The following is a 25,580-nucleotide window of genomic DNA, read 5'->3' on the forward strand; positions in this document are numbered from 1 at the left end:
TCACGCGGCACCCTGATCAGGAGCGCCCGCGCAGGGGGAGCTGCCCGCACACGCAGAAGGGGCGGCGGGGCTGCGCAGGAGGGCGGCGGGAGGATTCAAGATGGGCCGCGCCAGAGCCGCGGGGCCGGCGGGCGACGCCACGACAGCGGCCCGAGGCGCCGCCCCTCTCGCTTCCGCCCCACCCCCCGGTCGGCTACCCTCGACGCGATGTTTCACCCCGTCGTGGACCGGTGGTTCCGCGAGCGCTTCGGCGCCCCCGCCCCCGCCCAGGAGCGCGCCTGGCCGGTCATCGCCGCCGGCCACGACACGCTGATCAGCGCGCCCACCGGCGCCGGCAAGACGCTCGCGGCGTTCCTCTTCTGCCTCGACCGGCTCGTCCGCGACGCGGCGCGAGGCGCCCTCGAGGACCGGACGGACGTCCTTTACATCTCGCCCCTGAAGGCGCTCTCCCACGACGTCCACCGCAACCTGGAGCAGCCGATCGCCGAGATCTCCGCGGCCATGGAGCAGGCCGGCCTCCCGCCGCCGGGCATCCGGGCCGTGGTGCGGACGGGCGACAGCCCCGCGCAGGACCGGCGCGCCATGGCCGCCCGGCCGCCGCACGTGCTCGTCACCACGCCGGAGTCGGCGTTCATCCTGCTCACCAGCGAGTCGGGGAGGCGCGCCCTCTCGCGGGTGCGCACCGTGATCCTCGACGAGGTGCACGCCGTCGCCGGCGACAAGCGCGGCGCCCACCTCGCGCTCTCGCTCGAGCGGCTCGAGGACCTCGTCGTCAGCCGCGGCGGCGCCCGGCCGCAGCGCGTGGGCCTCAGCGCCACGATCCGCCCGATCGAGATCGCCGCGCGGCTCGTCGCCGGCGCGCGCGAGCTGCCGCAGATCGTCGACGTCGGGCAGCGGCGGGACCTCGACCTCGCCATCGAGGTGCCCCGCGACGAGCTCGGCGCTGTCTGCACGAACGAGCAGTGGGCCGAGATCTACGATCGCCTCGCGGTGCTCGCGGCCGGGGCGCGGTCGACCCTCGTGTTCGTCAACACGCGCCGCCTCGTCGAGCGGCTCGCGCACGCGCTCGCCGAGCGGCTCGGCGAGGACGTCGTGGCCGCCCACCACGGCAGCCTCTCGAGGGCGCGGCGCCTCTCGGCGGAGCGGCGGCTCAAGGCCGGGGAGCTCCGCGTCGTCGTGGCGACGGCGTCGCTCGAGCTCGGCATCGACGTGGGCGCGGTCGACCTCGCCTGCCTCATCGGCTCGCCGCGGTCGATCAACGTCGCCCTCCAGCGCATCGGCCGCTCGGGCCACGCGCTCGCCGCGACGCCGCGCGGGCGGCTCTTCCCGCTGACGCGCGACCAGCTCGTCGAGTGCGCGGCGATCGTGCGCGCGGCGCGGCGCGGCGAGCTCGACCGGATGACGTCGCGCGAGGGGCCGCTCGACGTGCTGGCGCAGCAGATCATCGCCGCGTGCGCGTGCGAGGAGCGGGACGAGGAGGGGCTCTACGCGCTCGTGCGCCGCGCCGCGCCGTACGCCGACCTGTCGCGCCGCGAGTTCGACGCCGTCGTGGCCATGGTGTCCGGCGGCGCCGCGAGCGCCGCGGAGGAGGGGGCCTCCGCCGCCCGGGGCGCGCGCCAGCGGGCCGGGTCGCTCGTCTACCGCGACGCGATCGGCGGCCGGCTGCGCGGGCGGCGGGGCGCGCGGCTCGCGGCGCTCACCTCGGGCGGGGCGATCCCGGACATCGCGGCCGTGGACGTGGTGCTCCAGCCCGACGGCACCAAGGTCGGCACGCTCGACGAGGACTTCGCGATCGAGTCGTCCGCGGGCGACGTGTTCCTGCTGGGCAACACGTCGTGGCGCGTGCTCCGGCTGGAGGGCGGGCAGATGTGGGTCGAGGACGCCCACGGCGCCGCGCCGACCGTGCCGTTCTGGCTGGGGGAGGCGCCGGCGCGCACGCCGGAGCTCTCGGCCGAGGTCGCGGCGCTGCGAGCCGAGGTCGCCGCGCGGCTGGAGCAGGAAGAGGAGGAGCGGCGCGAAGGCGCGCGCGGCGAGCGGGCCGGGGCGCAGCGCGGCCAGGGCGGCGGCGAGGAGGCGCGCGCGGCCGGGTCGAGGGCGGCGCGCTGGCTCATGGAGGCGTGCGCGCTCGACGCGCGCGGCGCGCTGCTCGTGCGCGACTACATCGAGGCGGGGCGCGCGGCGCTCGGCGCGGTGCCGGGCGGCGCGACCGTCGTGGTGGAGCGCTTCTTCGACGAGGCCGGCGGGCAGCAGATCGTCGTCCACACGCCGCTCGGCGGCCGCGTGAACCGCGCGCTCGGGCTCGCGCTCCGCAAGCGCTTCTGCCGCTCGTTCGACTTCGAGCTCCAGGCGGCGGCGACCGACGACGGCGTGCTGCTCTCGCTGTCGGCGGAGCACGGGCTGCCGCTCGAGGAGGTGCTCGAGCTGGTCCGCCCCGAGGGCCTCGAGGAGGTGCTCGTCCAGGCGGCGCTCCAGGGCCCGATGTTCCGCACGCGCTTCCGCTGGGCCGCGTCCCGCGCGCTCGCGCTGCTGCGCTTCCGGGGGGGGCGGCGGGTGCCGCCGGCGCTCCAGCGCATGCGCGCCGACGACCTCCTGCTCTCGATCTTCCCCGAGCAGCAGGGCTGCCAGGACAACCACGGCCTGTTCGCGCACGTCGAGCCCCCGGACCACCCGCTGGTCCGCGAGGCGCTGCGCGACTGCTTGACCGAGCTGATGGATGTCGAGGGCCTGCGCGCGCTGCTCGTCGGCCTGCGGAGCGGGGCGATCCGGGCCGTCACGCTCGACACGCCGGAGCCGAGCGTCTTCTCGCACGAGATCCTGAACGCGAACCCGTACGCCTTCCTCGACGACGCCCCGCTGGAGGAGCGGCGCGCCCGCGCGGTCCGGGTGCGGCGCGGGCTCCCGGTGGAGGTCGCCGAGCGGCTGGGCGGGCTCGATCCGGAGGTCATCGCCGAGGTGGTCGACGAGGCGCGGCCGGACGTGCGCGACGCGGACGAGCTGCACGAGCTGCTGCTCGACCGGGTCGCGGTCCCCGCGGACGAGGGGATCCGGAGCGGCTTCGCGCGGCTCTTCGAGGCGCTCTGCGCCGCCGGGAGGGCGGCGGAGGCGCGCGCGTCGCTGGGCGCGGTGGGCGGCTCGCCGGGCGCCGGTGGCGCGGCGGGCGGCTCGCCGGGCGCGCCGCGCTGGGTAGCGACCGAGCGGCGGCCGCTCGTGGAGGCGATCTGGCCGGACGCCGTCTTCGCGCCGGACGTCGCCGTGCCGCCCGCCCTGCGCCCGGCCGACGGCGCCGACCGCGGCGCCGCGATCACGGCCCTCGTGCGCGGCTTCCTGAGCGCCGCGGGGCCGGTCTCGACCGAGGAGCTGGCGCGGCGGCTCGACGTGCCCGCGTACGAGGCGCTCTCCGCGCTCGCGCGGATCGAGCTGGCGGGCGGCGCGCTGCGCGGGCGCTTCCGGTCGAGCGCGCCGGCGGGGTCGGCGCAGGCAGGAGCGGGCGGGGAAGGGTCGCCGGGCGCTTCCGGCGCGCCGGTCGCGCCGGGCGACATGTCGCTCGAGTGGTGCGACCGCCGCCTCCTCGCCCGCATCCACCGCCGCACCGTCACCGGCCTGCGCAAAGCGATCGAGCCGGCGACCGCGGCGGAGCTCATCCGGTTCCTCCTTGCGTGGCAGGGCGTGCGGCCGGGCACGCAGGCGCGCGGGCCGGGGGGCCTCGGGCGCGTGATCGAGCAGCTCCAGGGCTTCGAGCTCGCCGCCGGGGCGTGGGAGCGGGAGGTGCTGCCCGCGCGCGTCGCCGGCTACGACGAGGGGCTGCTCGACGCGCTCTGCCTGTCCGGCGAGGTGGCCTGGGGCCGCGTGGTCCCGCGCGAGGCGGCGGCGCCCACGCGCGCGGCGCCGATCACGCTGGCGCTGCGCCGCGACCTCCCGTGGCTCCTCGCGCCGCGGGAGGCCGAGGGGGAGCCGCCGCCGGCGTCGCTCTCCGAGCCGTCCCGGGGCGTGCTGTCGTTCCTTTCGCGCGCGGGCGCGTTGTTCTTCGACGACATCGTCGCGGGCGCGGGCCGCTCCCGGGCCGAGGTCGAGGAGGCGCTCTGGGAGCTCGTCGCCGCCGGCCTCGTGACCGGCGACGGCTTCGCGGCCCTGCGCTCGCTGCTCGGCGGCGGCGCGGCCGACGCGCTGGGCGCTGGGCGGCTGCGCGGCGGGACGCGCCGGGCGGGCCCCGTCGCGTCGGGCAGGTGGTCGCTCCTGCGGCCGCGCGCGGAGGCGTTCGCGCCCGCCGCCGGCGCCGCCGGCGAGGGCAGCGACGGCCTCGACGTGGTCGAGGCGCTGGCGCACCAGTACCTCCGCCGCTACGGCGTCGTCTGCCGCGAGCTCCTCGCGCGCGAGCCGCGGCCGCCGGCGTGGCGCGACCTCCTCCGGGTCTACCGCCGGCTCGAGATGGCGGGGCAGCTCCGGGGCGGGCACCTCATCGCCGGCTTCGTGGGCGAGCACTTCGCGCTGCCCGAGGCGCTCGACGCGCTCCGCGCCGTCCGGCGCGAGCCGCCGTCCGGGGAGATCGTCCAGCTGTGCGCGTGCGATCCGCTCAATCTGGTCGGCATCGTCACGCCGGGGCCGCGCGTCCCGGCCACGCTCGGCAACGTGGTCATCTACCGCGACGGCGTCCCGCTCGCGCCGATCGCCGCCGCGCCGCCGGAGCGGGCGCGGGCGGTCAGCGTCGCTTCGGGAGCAGCGGTGTGAGCTTCGGGAGCAGTCGTGTGAGCTGCGTGAGCCAGGCGATTGATGAAAAGCGCGTCGCTCGCGCGACAGGGACACGGGCGATCGGTGAGGGACCCCCTGGCACTGTCACCGGCGCTCGAAGCGCCCTCATGCGCCATGGGGCGCAGGGCTCGCCGCAGGCGCGAGCCACCGCGCGGCGAGGTCCATCGTGCGTGCGTTCTCCGGAACGCGCTCCAGAAAGCGCCGCCGCCGCACGGGATCCGAGAGCTTCGACGCGCTGAACAGGAGCCTTCGCTTCGCCTCCAGGATGGCCTCGCGCGCCCGCGCGTGCTCGCCGCTCTCCCAGAGCGCCTCGGCGAACGCCAGGCGGACGCGCGCGCTGCCCAGCGCGACGCCAGCCTGCTCGAAGAGCCTCATCCCTTCCTCCGCGGCCCGCAGCGCTCGCTGCGTTTCCCCTCGCTGGAGGAGGACCAGCGCGAGGATGGCCAGGGCAGTGCATCGAAGGGATTGCGCGTTATCGACCACTGACACCACGTCCCTCACCTCCCGCTCTGCGGCTTGCAGCTCACCCATCCACAGCAGGACGAGGGCGAGCTGCAGCCGCGCACCGCTGGTGAAGAGCCTGGCATCCCGAGCCAGGTTCGCCGCGATGGCGTCCTCGATGAGCGCCCGCGCCTCGTCCAGCGCTCCCTTCACCGCCAGGCAGTGCCCTAGACCGCGTCTCGCGTCCGTGGCGATCACGTGCAGCCCCATGCGATCTGCCAGCGCTATGGCCTCGCGCAGGATGGACTCTGCCTCCTCGTATTCGCCGAGCTCACTGCAGCGGCGGGCGTGGCCGAGGCTCACGCGCACCTTGTTTCGTGTGTCGCCGATCCGGTCGAAATCACTGGCCGACGCGCTCAAGAAGTCAGCGCAGCGGACCAGGTCGCCGTCCGCCATTGCGCGCCACGCGAACGCTTCGCTCCAGTGCGCTGCTACCCGAGGATCGTGCCTTGCATTCATGATGGCAGGACCGAACCGCTCGAAGAGGTCCCGAGCCGTCTCGTTCAAACCTGAGACCACGAGCGGCTGAATCATCCGCCCGAGCGTGACGTGCTGCTCCGTGAACACCCCTGAGCAGTCCACGGAGCGGCTCACCTCGTCGACGAGGGCGAGCAGCTGGCCGCGATCCTCGCTGGAATACGCCGCAAGGGCCGCATCCCCGGCGGCAGCGAACCAGCTGGGCTCGCTGCGCGGCAGGAGCTGCATGGCCTCGCTCGCGCACCTGGCGCAGTCCGTGTATTCGCTGCGCCATCTGTGCGCCTCGGCCTGGAACCGCCTTATGTGTCCGAGCAGACGCCCGTGCGCCCCGCAGGCGACAGCTTGCCGACCCCGCGCGAGGACAGCGTCCAGGTCGTTCGCCTCGAGCGCCTGCTCCATGGCGTGCGCGTAGAGCGCGGCGGCGCGGTGGGGCTCTCGGCCCCTCTCGAAATGCTCGGCGAGCACCGCCGCGTTCCGCTCCCCTGTCCGTTCAAGCCACTCGCCTGCGAGCCGGTGGCCCAGCGACCGGTCGCCGTCGGTCAGCTCCTGGTACGCTGCTTCGCGCACCATCGCGTGACGGAACGTGAGCTCATGCTCGCCCGGGAACCTTGTCTCGCGGCGCCGCACGAGCAGCTCCCGATCCACGAGCGTCGAGAGCCAGGCCTCCACGTCCGGAGCCGGCTGGGCCCCGCAGAGCAGGGCGCGGACGCCGCCGTCCCAGAACGCCTCGCCAAAGATGCTCCCCGCGCGCATCACCCGCCGCGCCTCGGGCGGGAGCGCCTCCAGGCGGGCCTGGATCATGGCCAGGATCGTCTCTGGCAACGCCTCGTCCTCTCGCTCGACAACGGCGCGCAAGAGCTCCTCGAGATAGAAGGCATTCCCGGTCGCCTGCGCCACCACGCGCGCCACGGTCCCCGGATCCACGGCTTCACCCAGCACGTGCCGCGCCAGCCGCTCGCACGCCTTCCGGGAGAGCTCCCCGAGCTTGATCTCCTGCATCCCGCGCTCGGCCCACAGCTTCGGGAAGCGCTCGTGGATGTCAGGCCGCGCCAGCGCCATCACGAAGAGCGGCTGCTCCTTGAGCAGCCGCAGCGCCGTGTTGACGAACTCGACCGACGCCGGGTCGCCCCAGTGCAGGTCCTCCAGCACGATCATCACCGGGCGAGCCGCGCACTCGGCCACCAGGAAGTCCTCCCACGAGCGGCGCAGCTGGTCGCTCATCAGGAGCGGGTCGCGCCGCGCCGCCCTCAGCTGCATGCTGTCCTCGTCCGGCCAGGGCGCCCCGACCAGCTCGCCGTAGAACTCCATCACGCGTCGCGCGTCCGGCCCGGGGATGCAGCGCCCCACGCGCGCCCTGATCTTGTCGTGTTGCACGTCCAGCGGCTCGCCGTCGAACAGCCCCGCTGCGCGGCGAAGCAGCTCGGTGATCATGCCGAGGGGCGAGCCGGCGCGCATCGGATCGCCGTGCGCGACCCAGACCTCGACCGGCGGAGCTGCCCGGCGTACCTCGCCGAGGATCTCGTGATGGACGCGCGACTTTCCGATGCCGGCGACCCCTGTCACCAGGATGGCGCGCGAGGCGGGCTCGCCGATGCACTCCTCGAGGAGCGCGCGGAGCATGGCGAGCTCGCGATCGCGCCCCACGCACGGCGTCGGCCTGCCGAGCAGCAGCCGCGCCGACTCCGGCGCGCTGGCCTCGCTCACGAGCTCGGGGCCAGCAGGGCCGAGCGCGATCTCGAAACGCTGGCGGAGCAGGCCGGCGGTCACATCGTCCAGCCGCACCGCTCGAGGGCCGGGCTGCGGGCTCCTCCCTGGCGCGAGCCGCTCACCGCCGTCCTCGCGCAAGATCCTCGCTGCCCGCTCGATGGCCTCACCCACGGGCATGGCGCCGGAGAGCACGCCGCGCCCGGTGGTCAACACCATCCGTGCATCCGGCATGACGGCGCGGACCGCGAGGGCGAGGCGCGCGGCGTGCGCCGCCTGATCGGACGCGTCGCCAGCGCCAGCGAGCGCGACGATGGCCGAGCCGTCGACCAGGCTCTCGACGCGAGCGCGGTACGGCGCTGCCACGGAGCGCAGCGTGGCGAGCGGGATGACGCACTCCTCCTCCTTCAGCGTTCGGTCGTCGGGGCCCCAGGGCTCTGGCGTCGAAGACACAAGCAGCACGCTGACCAGGCGCTGCTCGGCAGCCGTGAGCGCGGAGCCCTCGCCGACGGCGTGCGGGTACTCTCGCTGCTCCGCGCCGCCGCGGAGCAGGAGCGGGGCGAGCTCCCGGACGACGGCCGCTCCGTCGCCCGGTCGATCCTCTGGCTGCTTGGACAGCATGCGCGCCACGAGCGGCTCCAGCCCCAGCGGCACATCGGGCCGCAGCGCGCTCACCCGCGGGACCTCGTCGAACAGGATCTTCGCGAAGATCGCCAGCACGTCCTCCCCCGAGAACGCCGGTTGCCCCGTCAGGCACTCGAAGAGCACGCACCCGAGCGCGAAGACGTCTGCACGGGCGTCCAGCGCCGTCGAGCCCCGCGCTTGCTCCGGCGCGATGTAGCCGGGCGTTCCCATGAACGTGCCCGTGGCCGTCAGCGGGCGCGTCTCGAGCATGCGCCGCGCGATGCCGAAATCGAGCAGCTTGACCGCGCAGACATCGCCCCCCGGCAGGAACAGATTGCTCGGCTTGATGTCTCGGTGCACCACCCCGCGCGCGTGCGCTGCCGCGAGCGCCTCGGCGATGCGGCGGGTCAACGCCATCGCCTCCGTCACCGGCAGCGCGCCCCGGAGCAGCCGGCGGGCGAGATCCTCGCCCTCGAGCCACTCCATGACGAGAAACGGCTCGCCCGAACCGAGGAGTCCATGCGTCACGTAACGAACGATGGCCGGGTGGTGCAGCTCCGCGAGCACGCAGGCCTCGCGCTGGAAGCGCTCGCGCGCCGCGGGCGTCGCGGCGCGCAGCACCTTGACGGCGACCGCCTTCTCCGCCTCGCGGTCGCGCGCTTGATAGACCGAGCCCATGCCGCCCTCGCCCGCGACGCGCTCGATCTCGTATCGCCCCGCGATGACGTCCCCGCTCCCGAGTCCGGTCTCCATGGTGCGAGACTATAGCAAGTCAGCGCACGTTCCTGTTCGTGTAGAGCTTGGCCGCTCGCGCTCCGAAGGACGCCTGCCATCCATCGGAGGCACGCCGGTGCCGGCGGAACGAGCGTCCGACTCGAGCAGAGATGCCTGTCGCCTGCCAGCGCGCGTTGCGCGCGAACAGGCTGGTTCCAGGGCGCATCTCGCGGGCTCATCCCCTCGGTCGCGCACAGCATGGTGCGCGCTTTGCGAGAACGTCGCGAGCGCGCTGCCCGTATACTCGGACAATGCATCCATCCAACTGCAGCACTTACATTCGTGTCCTCGTGGTGCTCTCGGCCGCCGCCCTCGGCGCCGCCGCCTGCTCTCCCAAGGTGAGGAACTATGGTGATGGGAGCGGGGGTGTCGGCGATGGCGGAGGCGGGAGCGGCGATGGCGGCGCCGACCCCGCCGGCGGCGGTGGAGACGGCGGCAGCATCAGTAGCAGTAGCAGTAGCAGTAGCAGCAGCGGCGGCGACACGGCCGAGCCCGGGCGGTTCCAGTGGGGGCTCCGGATCGGGGAGAACGGCTACGATTCGGCCGTCAGCGTCGCGGTGGACCCGCAGGGGAATCCGGTCGTCATCGGGTCGTTCTCGGGCGCCATCGACCTCGGCGGCGGTCCCATCGTCGCGCAGGAGGGCACCGCGGCGTACCTCGCGAAGTTCGATCGAGACGGCAAGCACCTCTGGAGCAAGTCGTTCAGCTTGAGTCTCCCCGCTGGCCAGCACGTCGCGCACACGAGCGCCGGCGCGCTCTTCGTGGGAGGGAGCTATTTCCGGAACCTCGATTTCGGCGGCGGGCCGCTGCCCGAGACCAGCGGCGGGCTCGGGCTCGCCAGGTTCGATAGCGAGTCCGGCAAGCACGACTGGAGCAAGGGGTTCGGCGATCAGTACTCGAAGGATCTGAGTTACGTTGCCGTCGACGCTGCGGGTTCGGTCCTCATCTCCGGCTCGATCGGCGGCACGGCCGACTTCGGCGGCGGGCCCATCGGCGACGAGATCATCGGCAACGCCGTCTACGTCGCCAAGCTGGACACGGCGGGCAATCACGTCTTCACGAGGTACATCGATGACGCGAGGGCCTGGCTGGGGGCCGGCGGGCTGGCCGCGGACGCGCAGGGCAACGTCGCTGTCGCGGGCACGTTCGAGCAGAACTTCAACCTCGATCCGGCCTCGCCGCCCCTCGTGTCGCGCGGAGGAAACGATATCTTCTTCGCGATGCTCGCGCCGGACGGCGCGCTGCTGTGGCAAAGGGCGTTCGGCAACAGCCTCCACGACACGGCCTCTCAGGTGGCGTTCGACGCGACAGGCAACGTGTTCCTCGCCGGCGTGTTCCAGGGGAGCGTGGACTTCGGCGGCGGCGCCCTCGTCGCGCTCGGCACGAAGCCGAACTTCTTCATCGCCAGGTTCGATCCGGCGGGAAAGCACCTGTTCAGCCGGGGCTTCGGCGACCCGGAGCGGCAGGACGTCGCGTCGATCGCGATCGACCCTTCAGGCAACGCGGTCATCACGGGGACGTTCCTCGGGCAGATCGATCTCGACGGCGCCGTCCTCACGAGCAAGGGCACGGCGACCGATCCCAACGGACAATCGACGGGCGGCGACAGCTTCATCGCCAAGCTCGGGCCCGGTGGCGAGCACCTGTGGAGCCGCCAGATCGGCGATCCAGACATCCAGTCCGCGAGCGGCGTGGCCGTCGGCCCCGCAGGCGAGGTGTTCGCCGTCGGCTCCTTCCGCGGCACCATCGACCTCGGCGGCGGCCCGGTGACAACGCGCGGCGAGAGCGACGGCTACCTGGTGAAGCTCGGCCCCTGAGCATCACACGCGGGCGGGAGCGCTGCCGCGATCCACGCCGCCCGGACCGGAGATCGCCGCGCGAAGCGCGCGCTGGCCAGCCAAGGCCGGAGACCCGCGCGCCGCGCGGCGGCCGCGGACCCGACCTGCCCGAGCGCACATTGCGCCCCAACGCTGATGCGTCAATATCCTCGTCCAACAACGCGCTCGGGGGGGCGTTCCTGGTCATCCGAGGCCACCGTCATGTGGATTGCCCCTTCCTCGCTTCGATATCCCCGCGCCTCCACCTGCTGTACGCCGGGCCGCTCGCCGCGCCAGTTCAGGGTGCCCTGGACGGTCTGGATCGCGTGTCTGGCCGTCCTTCTTCTCGGCCCTGGGTGCGGCAAAGGCGACTCGGCTCGGCCCGAGGGCGCGAAGGCGGAGTCCGGAGGCAAGGCGGATAAGGCCGCGCCCGACGCCAAGGAGGTGACGCTGGCCCCCGTGACAGAGCTCGTAGTTGAACAAACCATCGACATCTCGGGGACCCTGGACGCCGATGAGCAGGTGACGGTTGGGGCCAAGTTGCCAGGCCGAGTCGCCTCGCTCGCGGTCGATCTCGCGAGCCCTGTCCAGCGAGATCAGGTCATTGCTCAGCTCGAGACGCGCGATTACGAGCTGCGCATCGAGCAGGCGGCAGCCGCGCTGGCGCAGAGCCGCGCTCAGCTCGGTTTGCCTCAGGACGGGCCTGACACGGAGCTCGATGTCGAGAACACGGCCATCGTGCGAGAGGCCCTCGCGACGCTGAAGGAGGCGCAGGCCAACCAGGTCCGCGCGCGCAACCTCGCCCAGGAGGGGCTGATGTCGGGCATGGACCGCGACGCGGCCGAGGCGGCGGCGGTCCGCGCGGAGACGGCCGTGCAGTCCGCGCGCGAGGAGGTGCGCATCCGCGAGGCGACGGTGCGCCAGCGGCGCTCCGAGCTGCGCATGGCGCGGCAGCAGCTCGCCGACGCCGTGGTGCGCTCGCCCATCGACGGCGTCGTCCAGGCGCGCAGGGCGAGCGTGGGCCAGTACCTCGCCGCCGGGGCGCCGATCGTGGAGATCGTCAGGATCGACCCGCTGCGGCTGCGCGTGGCCGTCCCGGAGACGGACGCGGCCGGCGTGCGCGCCGGGCAGCAGGTGCGCGTGACCGTCCCGGGGGACAGCGCCGTCTACGCGGGGACCGTCACGCGCCTCGCGCCCGCGCTCGACCAGCAGAGCCGGACGCTGCTCGTGGAGAGCGACATCAAGAACCCCGGCCACCTGCGGCCAGGCAGCCTCGTCAGCGCGCAGATCGTCGTGAATTCGAAGCCCGCGCCGTCCGTGCCCGCGAGCGCCATCGTCCGGTTCGCCGGCCTCACGAAGGTCATCACGGTCGAGAACGGCAAGGCGAAGGAGAAGCAGGTCGCCACCGGGAGGGCCGCGGGGGATCGCATCGAGATCGTCTCCGGCCTCGCGGCAGGGGAGTCCGTCGTCGCCAAGCCAGGCTCGCTCCAGCAGGGGCAGCCGGTGCGCGTGGTGGAGGGGAGCTAGGATGCAAACGCTCGCCAGGATCTGCATCCAGCGGCCCGTCTTCGCCGCGATGCTCGGGCTCGCGCTCGTCGTCGTCGGCTCCGTCGCGTACTTCAAGCTGGGCGTGGATCGCTTCCCCGCCGTGGACCTGCCCACGGTCTCGGTCCGCACCGCGCTGCCCGGCGGCGCGCCCGAGGACGTCGAGGCGGAGATCACCGAGGAGATCGAGGAGGCGGTCAACACGGTCGAGGGGATCACCGAGCTCCGCTCGATCTCGTCGAGCGGCAACTCCGTCGTCATCGCCACGTTCAACCTCGACCGGGACGTCGACTCGGCGGCTCAGGACGTGCGCGACCGCGTGCAGGCGGCGCTGCGCAGCCTGCCCGCGGGCACCCAGCCGCCCATCATCGCGAAGCAGGACAACGACTCGACCCCGGTGATGTCGATCGCCCTCTCCGCCGATCGGTCGATCCGGGAGCTCACCGAGGTCGCCGACAAGCTCGTGCGCGTGCAGCTCGAGCGCTCCGCGGGCGTCGGCGAGGTGCGCGTCGTGGGAGGGCAGGAGCGCGCCATCAAGATCTGGCTGAACGCCGATCGGCTCGCCGCCTACGGCATCCCGGTCACCGCCGTTCGCGACGCCATCGTCCAGCAGAACGCGAACATCCCCGCGGGGAACGTCACCGGGAAGGAGGAGGAGCGGACGCTGCGCACGATGGGCCGCCTCGAGAACGCGGGCGACTTCAACAACCTGGTCGTCGCCAACGTCGAGGGGCGGCCCGTCCGGGTGCGCGACGTCGGCCGCGCCGAGGACGGCACCTACGAGCAGCGGTCGCTGGCGCGCCTCGACGGGAAGCCCACCGTCGTCCTCGACGTCGTGCGGCAGTCGGGCGCGAACACGGTCGCGGTGATCGAGGCCGTGAAGGCCAACGTGGCGAAGCTCTCCGAGCAGCTGCCGGCGGACGTGAAGCTCGAGGTGATCCGCGACCAGTCGGGCTACATCTACACGGCGCTGCACGAGATCAACGTGCACCTCGTCCTCGGCAGCATCCTCGCCTGCGCGGTCGTCCTCCTGTTCATGAGGTCGTGGCGCTCCACGATCATCGCGGGGATCGCCATCCCGACGTCGGTCGTCGCGACGTTCGGGATGATGTGGGCGCTCGACTTCACGCTGAACAGCGTGACGATGCTCGCGCTCGTGCTGATGGTGGGCATCGTCATCGATGACGCCATCGTCGTCCTCGAGAACATCTTCCGCTTCGTCGAGGAGAAGAAGATGGATTCCTTCGAGGCGGCCAGGGCCGCCACGCAGGAGATCGGGCTCGCCGTGCTCGCGACGACGCTGTCGCTCGTCGTCATCTTCGTCCCCGTGTCGTTCATGTCGTCGATCTCGGGGCGCTTCCTGTTCCAGTTCGGGATCACCGCCACCGTCGCGATCCTCGTGAGCCTCCTCGTCAGCTTCTCGCTGACCCCGATGATGAGCGCGCGCCTGCTCCGGAAGGAGGCGAGCCGCGCGCACGAGGCCGAGGCCGCGGGCGGCGAGGTGAAGACGCGCCGGGGCTTCTACGGGCGGCTCGAGGCCAGGTACACGGGCGCCCTCGCCTTCGCGATGCGGCACCGCGCGCTCGTCGCCGTCTCCGCCCTCGTGGTGATGGCGTCGGCGGTGCCGCTCTACGGGCTCGTGAAGCAGGAGTACATCCCCTCGGGCGCGGACGACGCCGAGTTCGAGATCCGCGTCACGGCCCCGCTCAGCGCGAGCATCGGCGCGATGGACGACGTGATGCGGCAGATCAGCGAGGACGTCCGCGGGGTGCGCGGGGTGCGGAGCGTGCTCGCCACGGCGGGCGGCAGCTTCGTCGGCGGCGTCAGCTCGGGCGAGGCGTTCGTCCGCATCGCCCCGCACGACGAGCGCACGTTCTCGATCACGCGCCTGTTCCGCGAGACGTTCTCCGGCAACCCGCTCCGCGCGTTCCGGGACAACTACTCGCAGAACGAGGTGATGCAGGAGGTGCGGCGCAAGCTGCGCAAGTACTCCGACCTGCGGATCTCGGTCCGCAACGTGCCGTCGTTCAACATCGGCGGCGGAAACTTCGAGATCGACTTCGCCATCCAGGGGCCCGACATCGAGGCGCTCGAGCGCTACGCGAACGAGCTCCGGGACCGCTCCGCGAAGCTCGGCGGCATCGTGGACGCGGACGTGACGCTGAAGATCGACCGGCCCGAGCTCCGCGTGCTGATCGACCGCGAGCGCGCCGCGGATCTAGGGGTCCGGACGGACGACATCGCGACCGCGCTGCGCCTGATGGTGGGCGGAGACGAGGAGGTCTCGCGCTTCCGCGACGAGCTCGCGAACGAGAACTACGACGTACAGCTGCGGCTCATCGAGGAGGATCGCGACCGGCTCTCGGCCGTCCGCCGCCTGTACGTGCCGCGGACGACGCGCGCCTCGCCCGCGCCCGCGGCGGCGTCCGCCGGCGCCGCGGGGGCGTCCGCGGCCGCGTCGCCGCTGCTCCGGGGCGATCTCGTGCGGCTCGACAACCTGGTGCGCATCGAGGAGGCGAAGAGCCCGTCGCGCATCGACCGCCTCGACAGGCAGCGGGTCTCGAGCCTGCGCGCCGGCGTCGCTCCCGGCTACGCGCTGGCCGACCGGCTGGAGGCGCTGCGCGGCGCCGCGCGCGAGATGGACATGCCCTCGGCGTACACGACCAGCGTGCGCGGCCGCGGCGCGGAGCTCGAGCGCACGTTCGGCGAGTTCATCTGGGCGTTCCTCCTGTCGATCGTGCTCATGTACATGATCCTCGCGTCGCAGTTCGAGAGCCTCGTGCACCCGGTCACGATCCTGCTCTCGCTCCCGCTGTCGGTGCCGTTCGCGCTGCTCAGCCTGTGGGCGACGGGGAACACGCTCAACCTGTACTCGGCGCTCGGCTTCCTCGTGCTGTTCGGCGTGGTGAAGAAGAACTCGATCCTCCAGGTCGATCACATGAACAAGCTCCGCGCCGAGGGCATGCCGCGCGCGGAGGCGATCCTCCAGGCGAACCGCGACCGGCTGCGGCCCATCCTCATGACCACGCTGGCCCTCGTCGCGGGCATGCTCCCGCTCTGGCTGGGCACGGGGCCCGGGGCCGAGGAGCGCCACACGATCGCCGTCGTGGTCATCGGCGGCCAGTCGCTGAGCCTGCTGCTCACGCTGATCGTCACGCCGGTCTCGTACTCGCTGCTCGACGATCTCGCGCACAGCGAGCGCTGGGGGCGCGTCCGGGCGCGCGTGGGCGCGCTCCGCGAGCGGGCGTCAGCGCGCGTCGGCCAGCTCGTCGCGCGCGTGCGCGCGCGGCGGACGACGTAGGCCGCGCGGCGCCGTGGCCGGGGGCCGTCAGCCCTTCGCGATGCCGAGCGCGGCCACGACCACCGCGACCCAGCCCGCGAGCAGCAGCAGCCCGCCGAGCGGCGTGACCGCGCCGAGGGCGCGGGTGCCGGTCAGGGTCATCACGTAGAGGCTGCCAGAGAACAGGATCACGCCGCCCGCAAAGAGAAAGCCGGCGGCGGTCGCGGCCGACCCGCCGGTGCGCGCGGCGAGGAGGGCGGCCAGCGCGAGCGCGAGCGCGTGGATGAGGTGGTACTGGGATCCGGTCTGCCACCACGAAGCGCGCAGCGCGCCGTCCGGCAGCGCGTCCAGCCTCGCCTTGAGGCCGTGGGCGCCGAACGCGCCGAGCGCCACCCCGAGGAACCCGTAGACGCCCGAGAGCACGAAGAAGAGCCGTTCCATCGGGCGCGGAGCTTAGCCCATGGCCAGAGCGCGTCACGAGGCGCGCGCGGCCGCCGCGGGCTCCCGCGGCACATCCGTCGCCGGCCGTCGCGCGCAACGCGCGCAACGTGCCGATTGACGGCCTCCTTGCCGTGCGGTCTCGTAGAGGTGCTCGGGGGAGGAGCGCAGCAGAGCTCCCCGCGGAGGCCTGTGCGCATGGCGAGCGAGCCGGAGGAGAACCAGAGCGCGGACCAGGAGCTCAACGCCCTGCGCGAGACGCTCGCGGCGCGAGAGCGCGAGCTCGCCGTCAAGGACGGGGGCGACATGCAGGGGCTGCGCACCAAGGTGCGGGCCTCGGTGGCGCTCGGCATCCTCGGCCTGGCCCTCTACGCGGCGCACTTCGGCTCGTGGCAGACGTTCGCCGAGGCGTTCGCCGCGGGCATCCTCGTCACGGGCGCCGCGGCGCTCGTGGGCATCCTCCTCGGGTTTCTGTTCGGGATCCCGCGCACGGTGGTCGACGAGGGCGGCGCGCCTCAGGCGAGGACCGGCGCCGCGGCCGCCGGCCGCGTGGACGGCGTGGTGGCGGTCTATTCGCCGAACACGAACCTCGAGCAGATCTCCGACTGGCTCTCCAAGATCCTCGTCGGCGTCGGGCTCACCCAGCTGAACGACATCCCCTCTGCCCTCGTGCGCTTCTCCGTCTGGCTCGGCTCGGGCATGCCGCAGCACCCGGAGGCGGGGAAGTTCGCGCTCGGCGCCATCGCCTACGCTTCCGTGTTCGGCTTCCTGTACGGCTACATCTGGACGCGCGTGGTCCTGAGCCCGATGTTCCGGCGCGCCGACGAGCACCTGCGCAAGGCGATGGTCCGCCTGGCCATCGCCGAGCGCTCGGCGAGCAAGGCGATCGCCGACGCCGCCGTGGCGGAGCGCTCCGCCACGGAGACCTTCGAGCGCGCGCAGGTCAGGGCCGAGCAGGTCCTGCTCCAGGCGAAGCAGCGCGCCGAGCAGCTCGAGGACGCGCTGAAGCGGATGCTCGACCGGCTCTACGACCCCCCCGAGCGCATGGGGTACGCGGACGCGATCCGCATCGCCGAGGAGTACATCGCGCGCGAGGGAGAGCCGGACAACTTCCTCTTCTGGCTGCGCTACGCGGCGGCGCAGGGCCAGCGCGCGGCGCGCGAGCCCAGGGTGTACGATGAGGCGAAGCGGTGCGCGCTCGAGGCGGCCCGCAAGGTCCTGAGCCAGAGCCAGGAGATGGGCCGCTACTGGCTATCGCTCCTCTGGCACCCCGAGCACCCCCAGCGCACGCCGGGCGAGGACGACCTGGAGGTGTTCTTCGACGAGCCCGAGTTCAAGGCGCTGATCGGCGACGAGCCCTACATCCCCGTGAAGTGAAGCGCGCCGCGCCTCGGCGGCTCAGCCACCTGGAGCCGGCCGCCGCGGGAAGATCGTCCCCCGGATCTCTGCGGCGGGCGCGCCGAACGCCGCCGCGAGGAGGCCGAGGACCAGCCGGTTCAGCCGGCCATCCGGCGGCGACTTGACCGCGATCACGAACGCGGCGTCGACCGGCGTGCCCGCGTGCCTCGCCGCCCGCTCCGCGAGCGCCGCCGCCTCGGCCTCGGAGAGCGCCGCCCGCCGCGCCACGCGGATCTTCACGTAGAGCGCCGCCCGCATCAGCGTGTGGTAGCCGTGTATCCAGGCCATCCAGCGCTCCTCCGGGCCCCCGGCGAGGGCCCGCGCGAGCGCCTCGCTGCGCCGCGCGATCTCGTCGGCGGGGAGGTTGTCGAGCTCGTTCAGCGCGCCGGGGAACTCCCCCGCGAGCGCGCGGAACACCTCCTTGCCCGGGATCGGCTCGCCCGCCGCGCGAGCGCGCCGGAGCTCCGCGAGCGTGTGGTACTTGCGCGCGAGCTGCGACAACGCCTCCGGCGAGAGCCGCGCGCCGCCGGGTGTCGCGCCGTCGGTCACAGCCGGCCGTGGGGGAAGGCGAGCACGCCCCCGACCGACGACGCCCCGTCCGCGCCCGCGAAAGCGCGGTACCATTCGAGCATCGTGAACTCCGGGTCGTGCCTGTCCCCGAGCTCTCCGCGCCGGGAGCAGCGCGCGAGCTGGAAGCAGCGCGGGACGGCGTCCTCGGCCATCTCGAGCGCGCCGCGACTGCCGCGCGCCGCGCCGGCCAGGGGCGCCGCCGCGGCGGCGATGTCGCTCGGGGCGAGCGTCTCCGGGGATACGGTCAAGGTGTTTGTTTCAGAGAGAGCCACGGGACCTGCGCCGAGGGTCTCCGAGACATACCACGCATGCTCACCAGGGAGTTCAGGCAAGAAGCCAACGAGGGCCACACATCCTCACTTTTCCGGGAGAGCGCCGCGCCGCTCCTCCTTGAACACCCAATGTAACTCGATACGTTGGTCGCGCTCGTCGGTCCGGCCTCGCCGCGCCTCACGCGAGCGCTGCTTGCAGAAACCCAGCCGGAGAGAAGATCCATGAGACGACAGCTGCTCTTGCTTCCGTTGACCGCGCTCGCGACCCTGGTGTCTGCGGGGTCTGCCGCCGCGTCCGACTGGCACGTGGTCGACGCGCTCCGCGGGGTCGACGCGCTCCGCGGGATCCGGCCGGGCTCGCCGGCAGCGGCCGTGTCCGCCCGCGGCGCGGCGGGCGCGCGCCAGGCGGCGGAGGTGTATCTGAAGCACGCTGCCTCCGAGCTCCGGCTTCACGGCGTCACGCTTCGTTACCAGAGGGAGCTCCCGGCCGGCGATCACCGCACCGTGCGGTTCGAGCAGCGCCACGCCGGGCTGCCCGTGCTCGGCGCCGCCGCGGCGGTCCACGTCACCCCGGACAACCTCGTGAAGGTCGCGGTGCTCGACGTGGCGCGGGACCTGTCGGTGCCGCCGACGCCGAAGTACCGGGAGGACGCCGCGCGGAAGGTGGTGGAGGCGACGTACGGGATGACGCTCGCCGAGCGGCCGAGCGCGGCGCTCGCCGTGTTCCCCGAGGCGGAGTCGGGTGGCAAGCTCGTCTGGGTCGTCGACGTCCGGTCCGAGCGCGGCGGGGACCGCTACCTCGTCGACGCGCACACCGGGAAGCTCGTCCACCGGCGGCCGCTCGCCGTGGACGCGCGCGGGCGCGTGTACCCGATCAGCTCCGCGGTCACGCCCGCGGTCGAGGATCGCGAGCTGAGCGATCTCGACGCCGCGGATCCCCAGACCCTGAGCGGCTGGAGCGGCAACCTCAAGGTGACGAACTACGTGGACGGCGACCTCACGTCCGGCATCCCGCTCACGCTGGAGCAGAGCGTCGGGCCGAACTCGGGAGAGGACTTCCTGTACGACCCGCCCGCGAGCGAGCACGACGAGCACGACCAGTTCGCGCAGGTGGGCATCTATTACCACCTCACCCGGATGCGCGATTACTTCGCCTCGACCCATCAGCTCGACATGACCGCGCCGAGCTGGCGGCTGATCGCGGTCGCCAACATGCTGGAGTCGGGGCGCCCGATGGACAACGCGTTCTTCTCGGACCAGGGCGCCGACGCGCCGTTCAACGCGCCGAACCTCATCGCCATCGGCCAGGGCTCGTACTTCGACTTCTCGGACGACTCCGACGTGTTCCTCCACGAGTTCACTCATTACATCTCCGCCAACGCGGTCGGCTACAACGGTGGTCAGTTCGCGATGAACGATTACGGCCTCTCCCCCTGGGGCGGCAGCATCGATGAGGGCCTCGCGGACTACTTCGCCTGCTCGGTGAACGGCGACTCCACGCTCGGCGAGGCGTCGCTCGCGCTCTTCGAGATGCAGCGCGAGCTCTCGGATGACGTGAAGACGTGCCCTGACGACCTGATGGGCGAGGTGCACGAGGACGGCGAGCTAGTCGGCAGCGTCGCGTGGTCCTTGCGCGAGAAGTTCGGCCAGGCCGTGGGCGACAGGCTGGTCTGGTCCGCGATGACGCTGCTCACCCCCAACGCCTCGTTCGACGATTTCGCGCGGGCGCTCCAGACGGCGACCGGCGATCTCGTGAGCACCGGCGCGCTCTCGGCGGAGGACGCGGGCGCCGTCGATGCGCTGCTCGAGAGCCGGGGCCTGACCGACTGCGATGAGGTGCTCGATCTGAGCGGGGGCAAGCTGCGGCGGACGCAGATGTTCGGCATCGACTCGCTGATCCTGGGCTCCGGCGCGTCGTGCGCCGAGGCCCGCGGGCAGCTCAGCCTCCAGAGCCTCTTCCACTTCAAGAGCACGCCGGATCGGACCGCGAAGGGTATCCGCTTCACGGTGCAGCTCCAGCCCTCCGGCGGCGACGACCTCGAGTGGGGCATCTACGTCAGGGCAGGCCGGCATGTCGGCTTCTCGCCGACCGGCTTCCTGCCGGCCGCCACGCGCTATGACTACAGCGTCGAGAAGATCACGGACACGCACGGTGAGATCGTCATCGACGAGACCTCCGATCCGCCGTTCGACCCGGCGCAGACGTATTACATGGTGATCGGTCACGAGAACTGTCCGGGCACCTTCGTGACGGTGGAGAGCGCCGATATCAGGGCCGATCCGCCGGTGGATCCCATGGACCCCGTGGACCCCGGTGAGCCGGAGACCGGCTCGTCGGGCGGCGCGACGCCCGAGCCGACCCGCTATCCGCCCGCGGACACGAAGGTGGAGGGGTGCGCGTGCCGCGCCGCCGCGCCGAGCGCGCCCGCCGCCCCCTGGGCTGCGCTCTCGGGGATCGCGCTCGCCGGCGCGGCGGTGCTCAGGCGCCGCGCCCGCCGGGCTCGCGGCTGAGCGCCGCGCGTCGCGCGCTTCAACCGCGCCCCCTGCATCATCCGCTGCGCGACGAAGGTGAGATGTACATCGCCCGCCCGAAGGAGGCGGGCGTCCCGTCCGGCGCTGGCGCTTCGAGGGCGTGCTGCGAGGCTCCGTCCTCGAGCGCGCCGCGGCGCCCGCGTCCGTCGCGCTAGCGGCCGCCGGCGCCGCCGGTGCCGCCGGCCCCGCCGCTGCCGCCCGTGCCGGCGCCGCCGCCCCCGCCCGCGCCGCCTCCACCGTTGCCACCTGCGCCGCCGGCCCCGCCGTCGCCGCCCGTGCCGCCGCCGTCGCCGCCCGTGCCGCCGCCGTCGCCGCCCGTGCCGCCGCCCGTTCCCGTGGTGGGACCGGTGCTGGTCGTGCTCGTGGTGAGACCGGTACCGGTCGTGCTCGTGGTCGTCGGCTCCTGGGAGGGGTCGCAGACCTGCGTGACGACGCCCGGTCTGCAGCAGCGATGCTGCTGCTGTTGCTGGCCGATCGCCCTGCACTCGAGGCCGTCCGCGCAGTCCTCGCTGCCGTTCGCGATCTCGCAGGGCTCGCCCTCGCGCTGGTCGCTGCAGCTCGCGGCGGAGGCGACGATCGCCGCGGCGAGCGCGGCCAGGAGGAGCGCGGGGCGCAGGGCGTTCTGCGACGTCTTCGGGGCTTTCACGCGCGCTGGTCTAGCAGAACCAGGCGGGCTTGCCTATCGCCCATCTACTGCGGCGGAGCAGGCCGGTTCTTCGCGTCGATCGCGTCGATGAACAGGCCCATGTACTGCGCGGCGCTCGTGATCGAGAAGATGAGCGACAGGTAGATGAGCAGCCGCCCGACGTGCACCACGTCCACCTCTCCGAAGTCGAAGCCGAGGTGGATGCGGTACGGATAGCCGAGGATCAGGCAGACGATGCCGATCATCTGCAGCGCGGTCTTGATCTTCCCGCCGTCGCCCGCCGCGATGACGAGCCCCTCCGTCGACGCGATCGACCGGAGCGCCGTGATCGTGATCTCGCGCGAGATGAGCAGCACCACCGCCCACGCCGGGATCCGGCCCATCGGGACCAGCCACACCAGCGTGCTCGCGACGATGAGCTTGTCGGCCAGCGGATCGAGGAACTTGCCGAGGACGCTCACGAGCCCCTGCCGTCGCGCCAGGTAGCCGTCGAGCATGTCCGTGAGCGCCGCGAGCGAGTAGACGCACGCGGCCCAGAAGCAGTCCCGCGGCGCGCCCCGCGACAGGAGCAGGAGGACGGCCGGGATCATGACGATCCGGGCGAACGTGAGCAGGTTCGGGACGTTCTTCGCGTCCTCCCAGAGCGTCCTCCGCCGCTGCGCCTTGATGCCCCGCAGCGAGGTGTCCGCGCTAGCGACCATCGACGAGAACCATCCCCTCTCCACCGAACGTCACGAACCCCTGCATCCCGCCCGGCGCCTCGGCGGCGGGCAGCGTGCGCGGCAGGAGCCGGCCCATCCACCCGAGCACCGCGGTCGCGCGCATCGACGTCGGCCGCGTCGGCGTGATCTCCAGCGCGGCGGCGCGCTCCGGCACCGAGAGCACCGCGTGTCCCCGGCCGCGGAGCTGCACCATCGCCACCGCCTCGCCGTCGCCGGCCGGCAAGCGGCCGTTCTCGTAGCCGATCGGCAGCTCGAAGCCGACGAGGACGTCCTCGCGCAGGTAGATCGGATCCTCCCCGATCGTCACGGCGTGGAGCCGCCGCCCGTCCGGCGCCCCGAGCACGAGCTCGCAGCGCCCGCCGATCTCGATGAACGGCGTGCTCGGCCCGCCGAGCGGCTCGTCGAAGATGCGGCCGCGCGCCTGCCGCTTCAGCACGTGCGTGGCGGTCCCGGAGTGCGTGCTCATCGTGCGCAGCGCGTCGAGGCGAGCCACGAAGCCCTTCGCTCCCTGCACGAGCACGACGCCGGTCGCGTGCCGCGCGACCGCCACGTCGCGCGGGAAGCTGAGCAGCCGCTCGCGCACCATCCCCAGCAAGGTGTCCGGCGGCTGCACCGCGAGCGGCGCCGTGGCCGGCGGCGTCGTCGCGGGAGGCGGCAGCGACGACGACCGCGCGGCGGCCTTCCTGCTCGCGAGCGACGCGTCGCTCGTCGACTGGACGGCGACGCTGAAGCGGCCCGTCATCGAGGGCTCCTCGGGCGCCATCGAGGCGCGGCGCACGGACGGGTGCACGCCGCCCGGCGGCGCCTGCACCGCCGGCATCGACGGGACGGTCGGCGCCGCGCCGCCCCTCGGGCCGGGCGCCCTGCTCCCGCCCGCTGCTCCCGTGCGGCCGTCCGCCCCGAGGCTGCGGACCGACGGCGGCGCCGGGATGGTCGGCATCGTCTCGCGGCCAGGCTCGATCGCCGACCAGGTCCCGGACGGGATGCGCGGCAGATCCGAGTCGTGCCGGAAGCCGGCGCCGGTGCGCTCGAGCGCCTGCACCGCCTCGCCTGCGGCCCGCTGCACCTCGGCCCTCGCCTCGGCCTTGGCCTCGATCGGCGGCTGGTCCTCGGTGTCCGGCGGCTCGATCGGGTACCGGCCCGTGGCGCCGCTCGTCATGTCGAGCAGCCGGCGCGCCATCGCGTCGTGGCCGCCCGCCGCGAACGCGTGGCTCGCGCGCTCGTAGTCGCCCATGCGCTGGAACGCGAGCCCGAGGTAGCCCCAGGCGCGCTGGTGCTTCGGGTTCTGCTCGAGCGCCTTCTCGAGCTCGGACCGCGCCTGCGCCGGCTGCCCTGTCTTGAGGTACGAGAGCGCGAGGTTGATCCGCGGCTCGACAGCGTCCGGGTGGGCCTGGATCAGCCGCTCATAGATCGCGATCGCCCGCGGGTAGAGCCCGAGCCGGAAGTAGACGATGCCGAGGAGGTCCTGCCCCTTCGGATCGCTCGGCTGGAGCGAGAGGGCGCGCTCGAGCTCCGCCTTCGCGGCGTGGACCCGGTTGTCCTGCAGGAGCTCGCTGCCCCGGTGCAGGTGGAACAGGAACTCCTCCGCTGCGACTTCGCGGGTGGAAGGCCGGGGGTCGTCGCGCTCGGGCATCGCGGGTGGATCGTACACGAAAACGCACACGCGCCGTCAGGCGCTCGCCGCCTCGATCGCTTCGGCGATCGTGAACGCCCCCTCGTAGAGCGCGCGGCCCACGATGACGCCGCTGACGCCCGGGATCTGCGCGAGCGCGCGGAGGTGGGCGAGCGAGCCGACGCCGCCGGAGGCCAGCACCGGGAACCCGCACGAGCCGGCGAGCTCACGCGTCGCCTCCAGGTTGGGCCCGACCTGCGTCCCGTCGCGGGAGACGTCGGTGTAGAGGAGCGCCGCGATGGGGGAGCCGGCGAGCGCGCGGGCGACGTCGAGCGCCGTGACGGAGGAGACCTGCTCCCAGCCCTGCACGGCCACGCGCCCGTCCTTGGCGTCGACGGCGACCACGACGCGCCCCGGGAAGCGGCCGGCGAGGTCGCGCACGAGCGCGGGGTCGTTCACCGCGGCCGTCCCGAGCACGATGCGGTCGGCGCCGAGCGCGAGGTAGCTCTCGGCCGCGGCGGCGGAGCGGATGCCGCCGCCCACCTGCACGCTGCCGCCGTCGGCGCCGAAGGCCGCGATGACGGCGCGGACCGCGTCGGCCTGCACGGGCATGCCGGCCCGGGCGCCCTCCAGATCGACGACGTGCAGCCGGTCGCACGCGCGGCGGAGGCGGGCGGCGAGCGCCGCGGGGTCCTGGTCGTAGACGGTGACCTGATCGTAGCGTCCCTGATGGAGGCGCACGGCCTGGCCTCCGAGGAGATCGATGGCGGGGATGAGCTGCACGCGGCGTGTCTAGCGCGCCTTCACGCGCGCGGGTAGGTAGCTAGGCAAGTAGGTGCAGCGGCCATGGCGAGCGTGGTCGGTCGCGCCGCCCGCGTCCCCGTCACCAACGCCCGCTCGCCCCGAGCACCACGCCCTCCGGCCCCGCCGCGAGCACCCCGGCGCGGATCTGCCTTGACGCCGCGCCGGCGGCCGCCTCGCCCTGCTTCGGCTCGGTCAGGAACAGCACCGCCGCCGCCCCGAGCCCGGCCAGCCCCACGCCGAAGCCGATCGTGCTGACGAGCCCTGTCGTGCTCGCGCTCTCCGAGGCGTCGATCCCGGTCTGATCGCACGCTGTCTCGTCGCTCGAGCCGATCCCGCTGCCGCAGTGCTTCTCGACGACGCTCTTCTTGCCCAGCGTGAGCGCGCCCGTCACCCCGCCGAGCACGAGCCCCGCCACGCCGACGCCGCCCGCGATGAAGGCAGCCGTGCGCCGGCCCGAGGCGCCGGACGGCGCCGGCGTCGAGGCGCCGTTCACCTGCAGCTCCACCTGCTTCTTCTCGCCCTCGGCGAGCTGGATCCGCGTCTCCCACGCGGCCCCTCCCGGCGCCTGGGTCGACACGACGTGCTCCCCCGGGTCCACCGGTACGCCCGCGCCGAGCTGCGCGCCGTCCACCACCCGGCCGTCGCGCTTCACGACCGTCCCCGCGGGGGCGCCCGGCGGGAGAGACAGCGAGAGCTCCGGCACGAGCGGGCCCAGCCGGTCGCGCTCCTTCTTGGCGACCTTGGCGCGCTCCCCCTGCCGGCTCTTCTGCTCCGGCGTCAGCTGCTGGTGAACCGCCAGGTACTCCCCGAAGCGCGTGAACGCGGTCGCGACGTGGCCCCACCGCGACTCGCAGATGGCCAGCGTGAAGAGCGCCCCCGGCTTCGGCTCCATCCGGTGGCTGTCGGCGATCGCCTTGCAGCCCGTCTCGTACTTGCCCGCCTCCATGTCGGCGAGGCCCTGGTTGAAGAGGGACTCCGCCGTCGCGTTCTCCTGCGCCGCGGCGGGCGCCGCGGCGGCGAGGGGGCAGAGGACGAGGGCGAGGGGAGCGATCCGGCGCAGGCGGCGTTTCATGTTCTGGAGCATCCACAGGGCGAGGGGGTCAACCGGCGTGGTCGAG

General features: G+C 73.3%; 15 protein-coding genes. 6 read left to right on the top strand and 9 right to left on the bottom strand.

Annotation, left to right across the window (positions count from 1 at the left end; translation table 11 throughout):
• Positions 1-207 precede the first annotated feature (207 nt).
• Positions 208-4,725: a DEAD/DEAH box helicase gene (locus tag WME89_RS16730; RefSeq protein WP_438010139.1), complete on the top strand. Its 4,518-nt coding sequence runs from the start codon at positions 208-210 to the stop codon at positions 4,723-4,725.
• Positions 4,726-4,851: 126 nt separating this feature from the next.
• On the opposite strand, the gene WME89_RS16735 is transcribed toward WME89_RS16730, so the two are convergent.
• Complete coding sequence (locus WME89_RS16735; RefSeq protein ID WP_438010140.1) at positions 4,852-8,805, bottom strand: serine/threonine-protein kinase; 3,954 nt, start codon at positions 8,803-8,805, stop codon at positions 4,852-4,854.
• Between the two features lie 272 nt (positions 8,806-9,077).
• Here WME89_RS16735 and WME89_RS16740 point away from each other — a divergent pair, with 272 nt between their 5' ends.
• The 3 genes from WME89_RS16740 to WME89_RS16750 all read left to right on the top strand — a co-directional run bounded on the left by WME89_RS16740 (position 9,078) and on the right by WME89_RS16750 (position 15,489).
• A complete protein-coding gene (locus WME89_RS16740) occupies positions 9,078-10,643 on the top strand; it encodes a hypothetical protein (RefSeq protein WP_438010141.1) in 1,566 nt (521 codons plus the stop codon).
• Between the two features lie 459 nt (positions 10,644-11,102).
• Complete coding sequence (locus WME89_RS16745) at positions 11,103-12,170, top strand: efflux RND transporter periplasmic adaptor subunit (RefSeq protein ID WP_438010142.1); 1,068 nt, start codon at positions 11,103-11,105, stop codon at positions 12,168-12,170.
• A gap of 1 nt (position 12,171) precedes the next feature.
• Positions 12,172-15,489, top strand: a complete 3,318-nt coding sequence (locus WME89_RS16750; protein ID WP_438010143.1) for an efflux RND transporter permease subunit — start codon at positions 12,172-12,174, stop codon at positions 15,487-15,489.
• Positions 15,490-15,516: 27 nt separating this feature from the next.
• Here WME89_RS16750 and WME89_RS16755 read toward each other — a convergent pair whose 3' ends face one another.
• Positions 15,517-15,909 (bottom strand): DUF423 domain-containing protein, encoded by a 393-nt coding sequence (locus WME89_RS16755; RefSeq protein WP_438010144.1) that lies wholly within the window; start codon positions 15,907-15,909, stop codon positions 15,517-15,519.
• 195 nt (positions 15,910-16,104) lie between these two features.
• Here WME89_RS16755 and WME89_RS16760 point away from each other — a divergent pair, with 195 nt between their 5' ends.
• A complete protein-coding gene (locus WME89_RS16760; RefSeq protein WP_438010145.1) occupies positions 16,105-17,283 on the top strand; it encodes a hypothetical protein in 1,179 nt (392 codons plus the stop codon).
• A 21-nt stretch (positions 17,284-17,304) separates the two neighbouring features.
• Here WME89_RS16760 and WME89_RS16765 read toward each other — a convergent pair whose 3' ends face one another.
• Positions 17,305-17,853 (bottom strand): hypothetical protein, encoded by a 549-nt coding sequence (locus WME89_RS16765; RefSeq protein WP_438010146.1) that lies wholly within the window; start codon positions 17,851-17,853, stop codon positions 17,305-17,307.
• Entirely contained in the window at positions 17,850-18,122 is a 273-nt protein-coding gene (locus tag WME89_RS16770; protein WP_438010147.1) for a hypothetical protein, read from the bottom strand. The genes WME89_RS16765 and WME89_RS16770 overlap by 4 nt, the downstream gene beginning before the upstream one ends.
• Positions 18,123-18,368: 246 nt before the next feature.
• Here WME89_RS16770 and WME89_RS16775 point away from each other — a divergent pair, with 246 nt between their 5' ends.
• Positions 18,369-20,657, top strand: a complete 2,289-nt coding sequence (locus WME89_RS16775) for a hypothetical protein (protein WP_438010148.1) — start codon at positions 18,369-18,371, stop codon at positions 20,655-20,657.
• 172 nt (positions 20,658-20,829) lie between these two features.
• Here the strand turns inward: WME89_RS16775 and WME89_RS16780 are convergent, their stop codons facing one another.
• The 5 genes from WME89_RS16780 to WME89_RS16800 all read right to left on the bottom strand — a co-directional run bounded on the left by WME89_RS16780 (position 20,830) and on the right by WME89_RS16800 (position 25,534).
• On the bottom strand, positions 20,830-21,324 hold the full coding sequence (locus tag WME89_RS16780; protein ID WP_438010149.1) for a hypothetical protein: 495 nt from the start codon (positions 21,322-21,324) through the stop codon (positions 20,830-20,832).
• A gap of 44 nt (positions 21,325-21,368) precedes the next feature.
• A complete protein-coding gene (gene pgsA, locus WME89_RS16785) occupies positions 21,369-22,025 on the bottom strand; it encodes a CDP-diacylglycerol--glycerol-3-phosphate 3-phosphatidyltransferase (RefSeq protein ID WP_437626236.1) in 657 nt (218 codons plus the stop codon).
• Entirely contained in the window at positions 22,015-23,679 is a 1,665-nt protein-coding gene (locus WME89_RS16790) for a tetratricopeptide repeat protein (protein ID WP_438010150.1), read from the bottom strand. Before WME89_RS16790 ends, pgsA begins: the two co-directional genes overlap by 11 nt.
• Before the next feature lie 36 nt (positions 23,680-23,715).
• On the bottom strand, positions 23,716-24,441 hold the full coding sequence (gene hisA, locus WME89_RS16795) for a 1-(5-phosphoribosyl)-5-[(5-phosphoribosylamino)methylideneamino]imidazole-4-carboxamide isomerase (RefSeq protein WP_437514252.1): 726 nt from the start codon (positions 24,439-24,441) through the stop codon (positions 23,716-23,718).
• A 100-nt stretch (positions 24,442-24,541) separates the two neighbouring features.
• Positions 24,542-25,534 carry a hypothetical protein gene (locus tag WME89_RS16800; protein ID WP_438010151.1) on the bottom strand — a complete coding sequence of 331 codons (993 nt, stop codon included), beginning with the start codon at positions 25,532-25,534 and terminating at the stop codon, positions 24,542-24,544.
• Positions 25,535-25,580: the final 46 nt, after the last annotated feature.

This window comes from Sorangium sp. So ce321, from assembly GCF_051530195.1.
GTDB lineage: Bacteria > Myxococcota_A > Polyangia > Polyangiales > Polyangiaceae > Sorangium.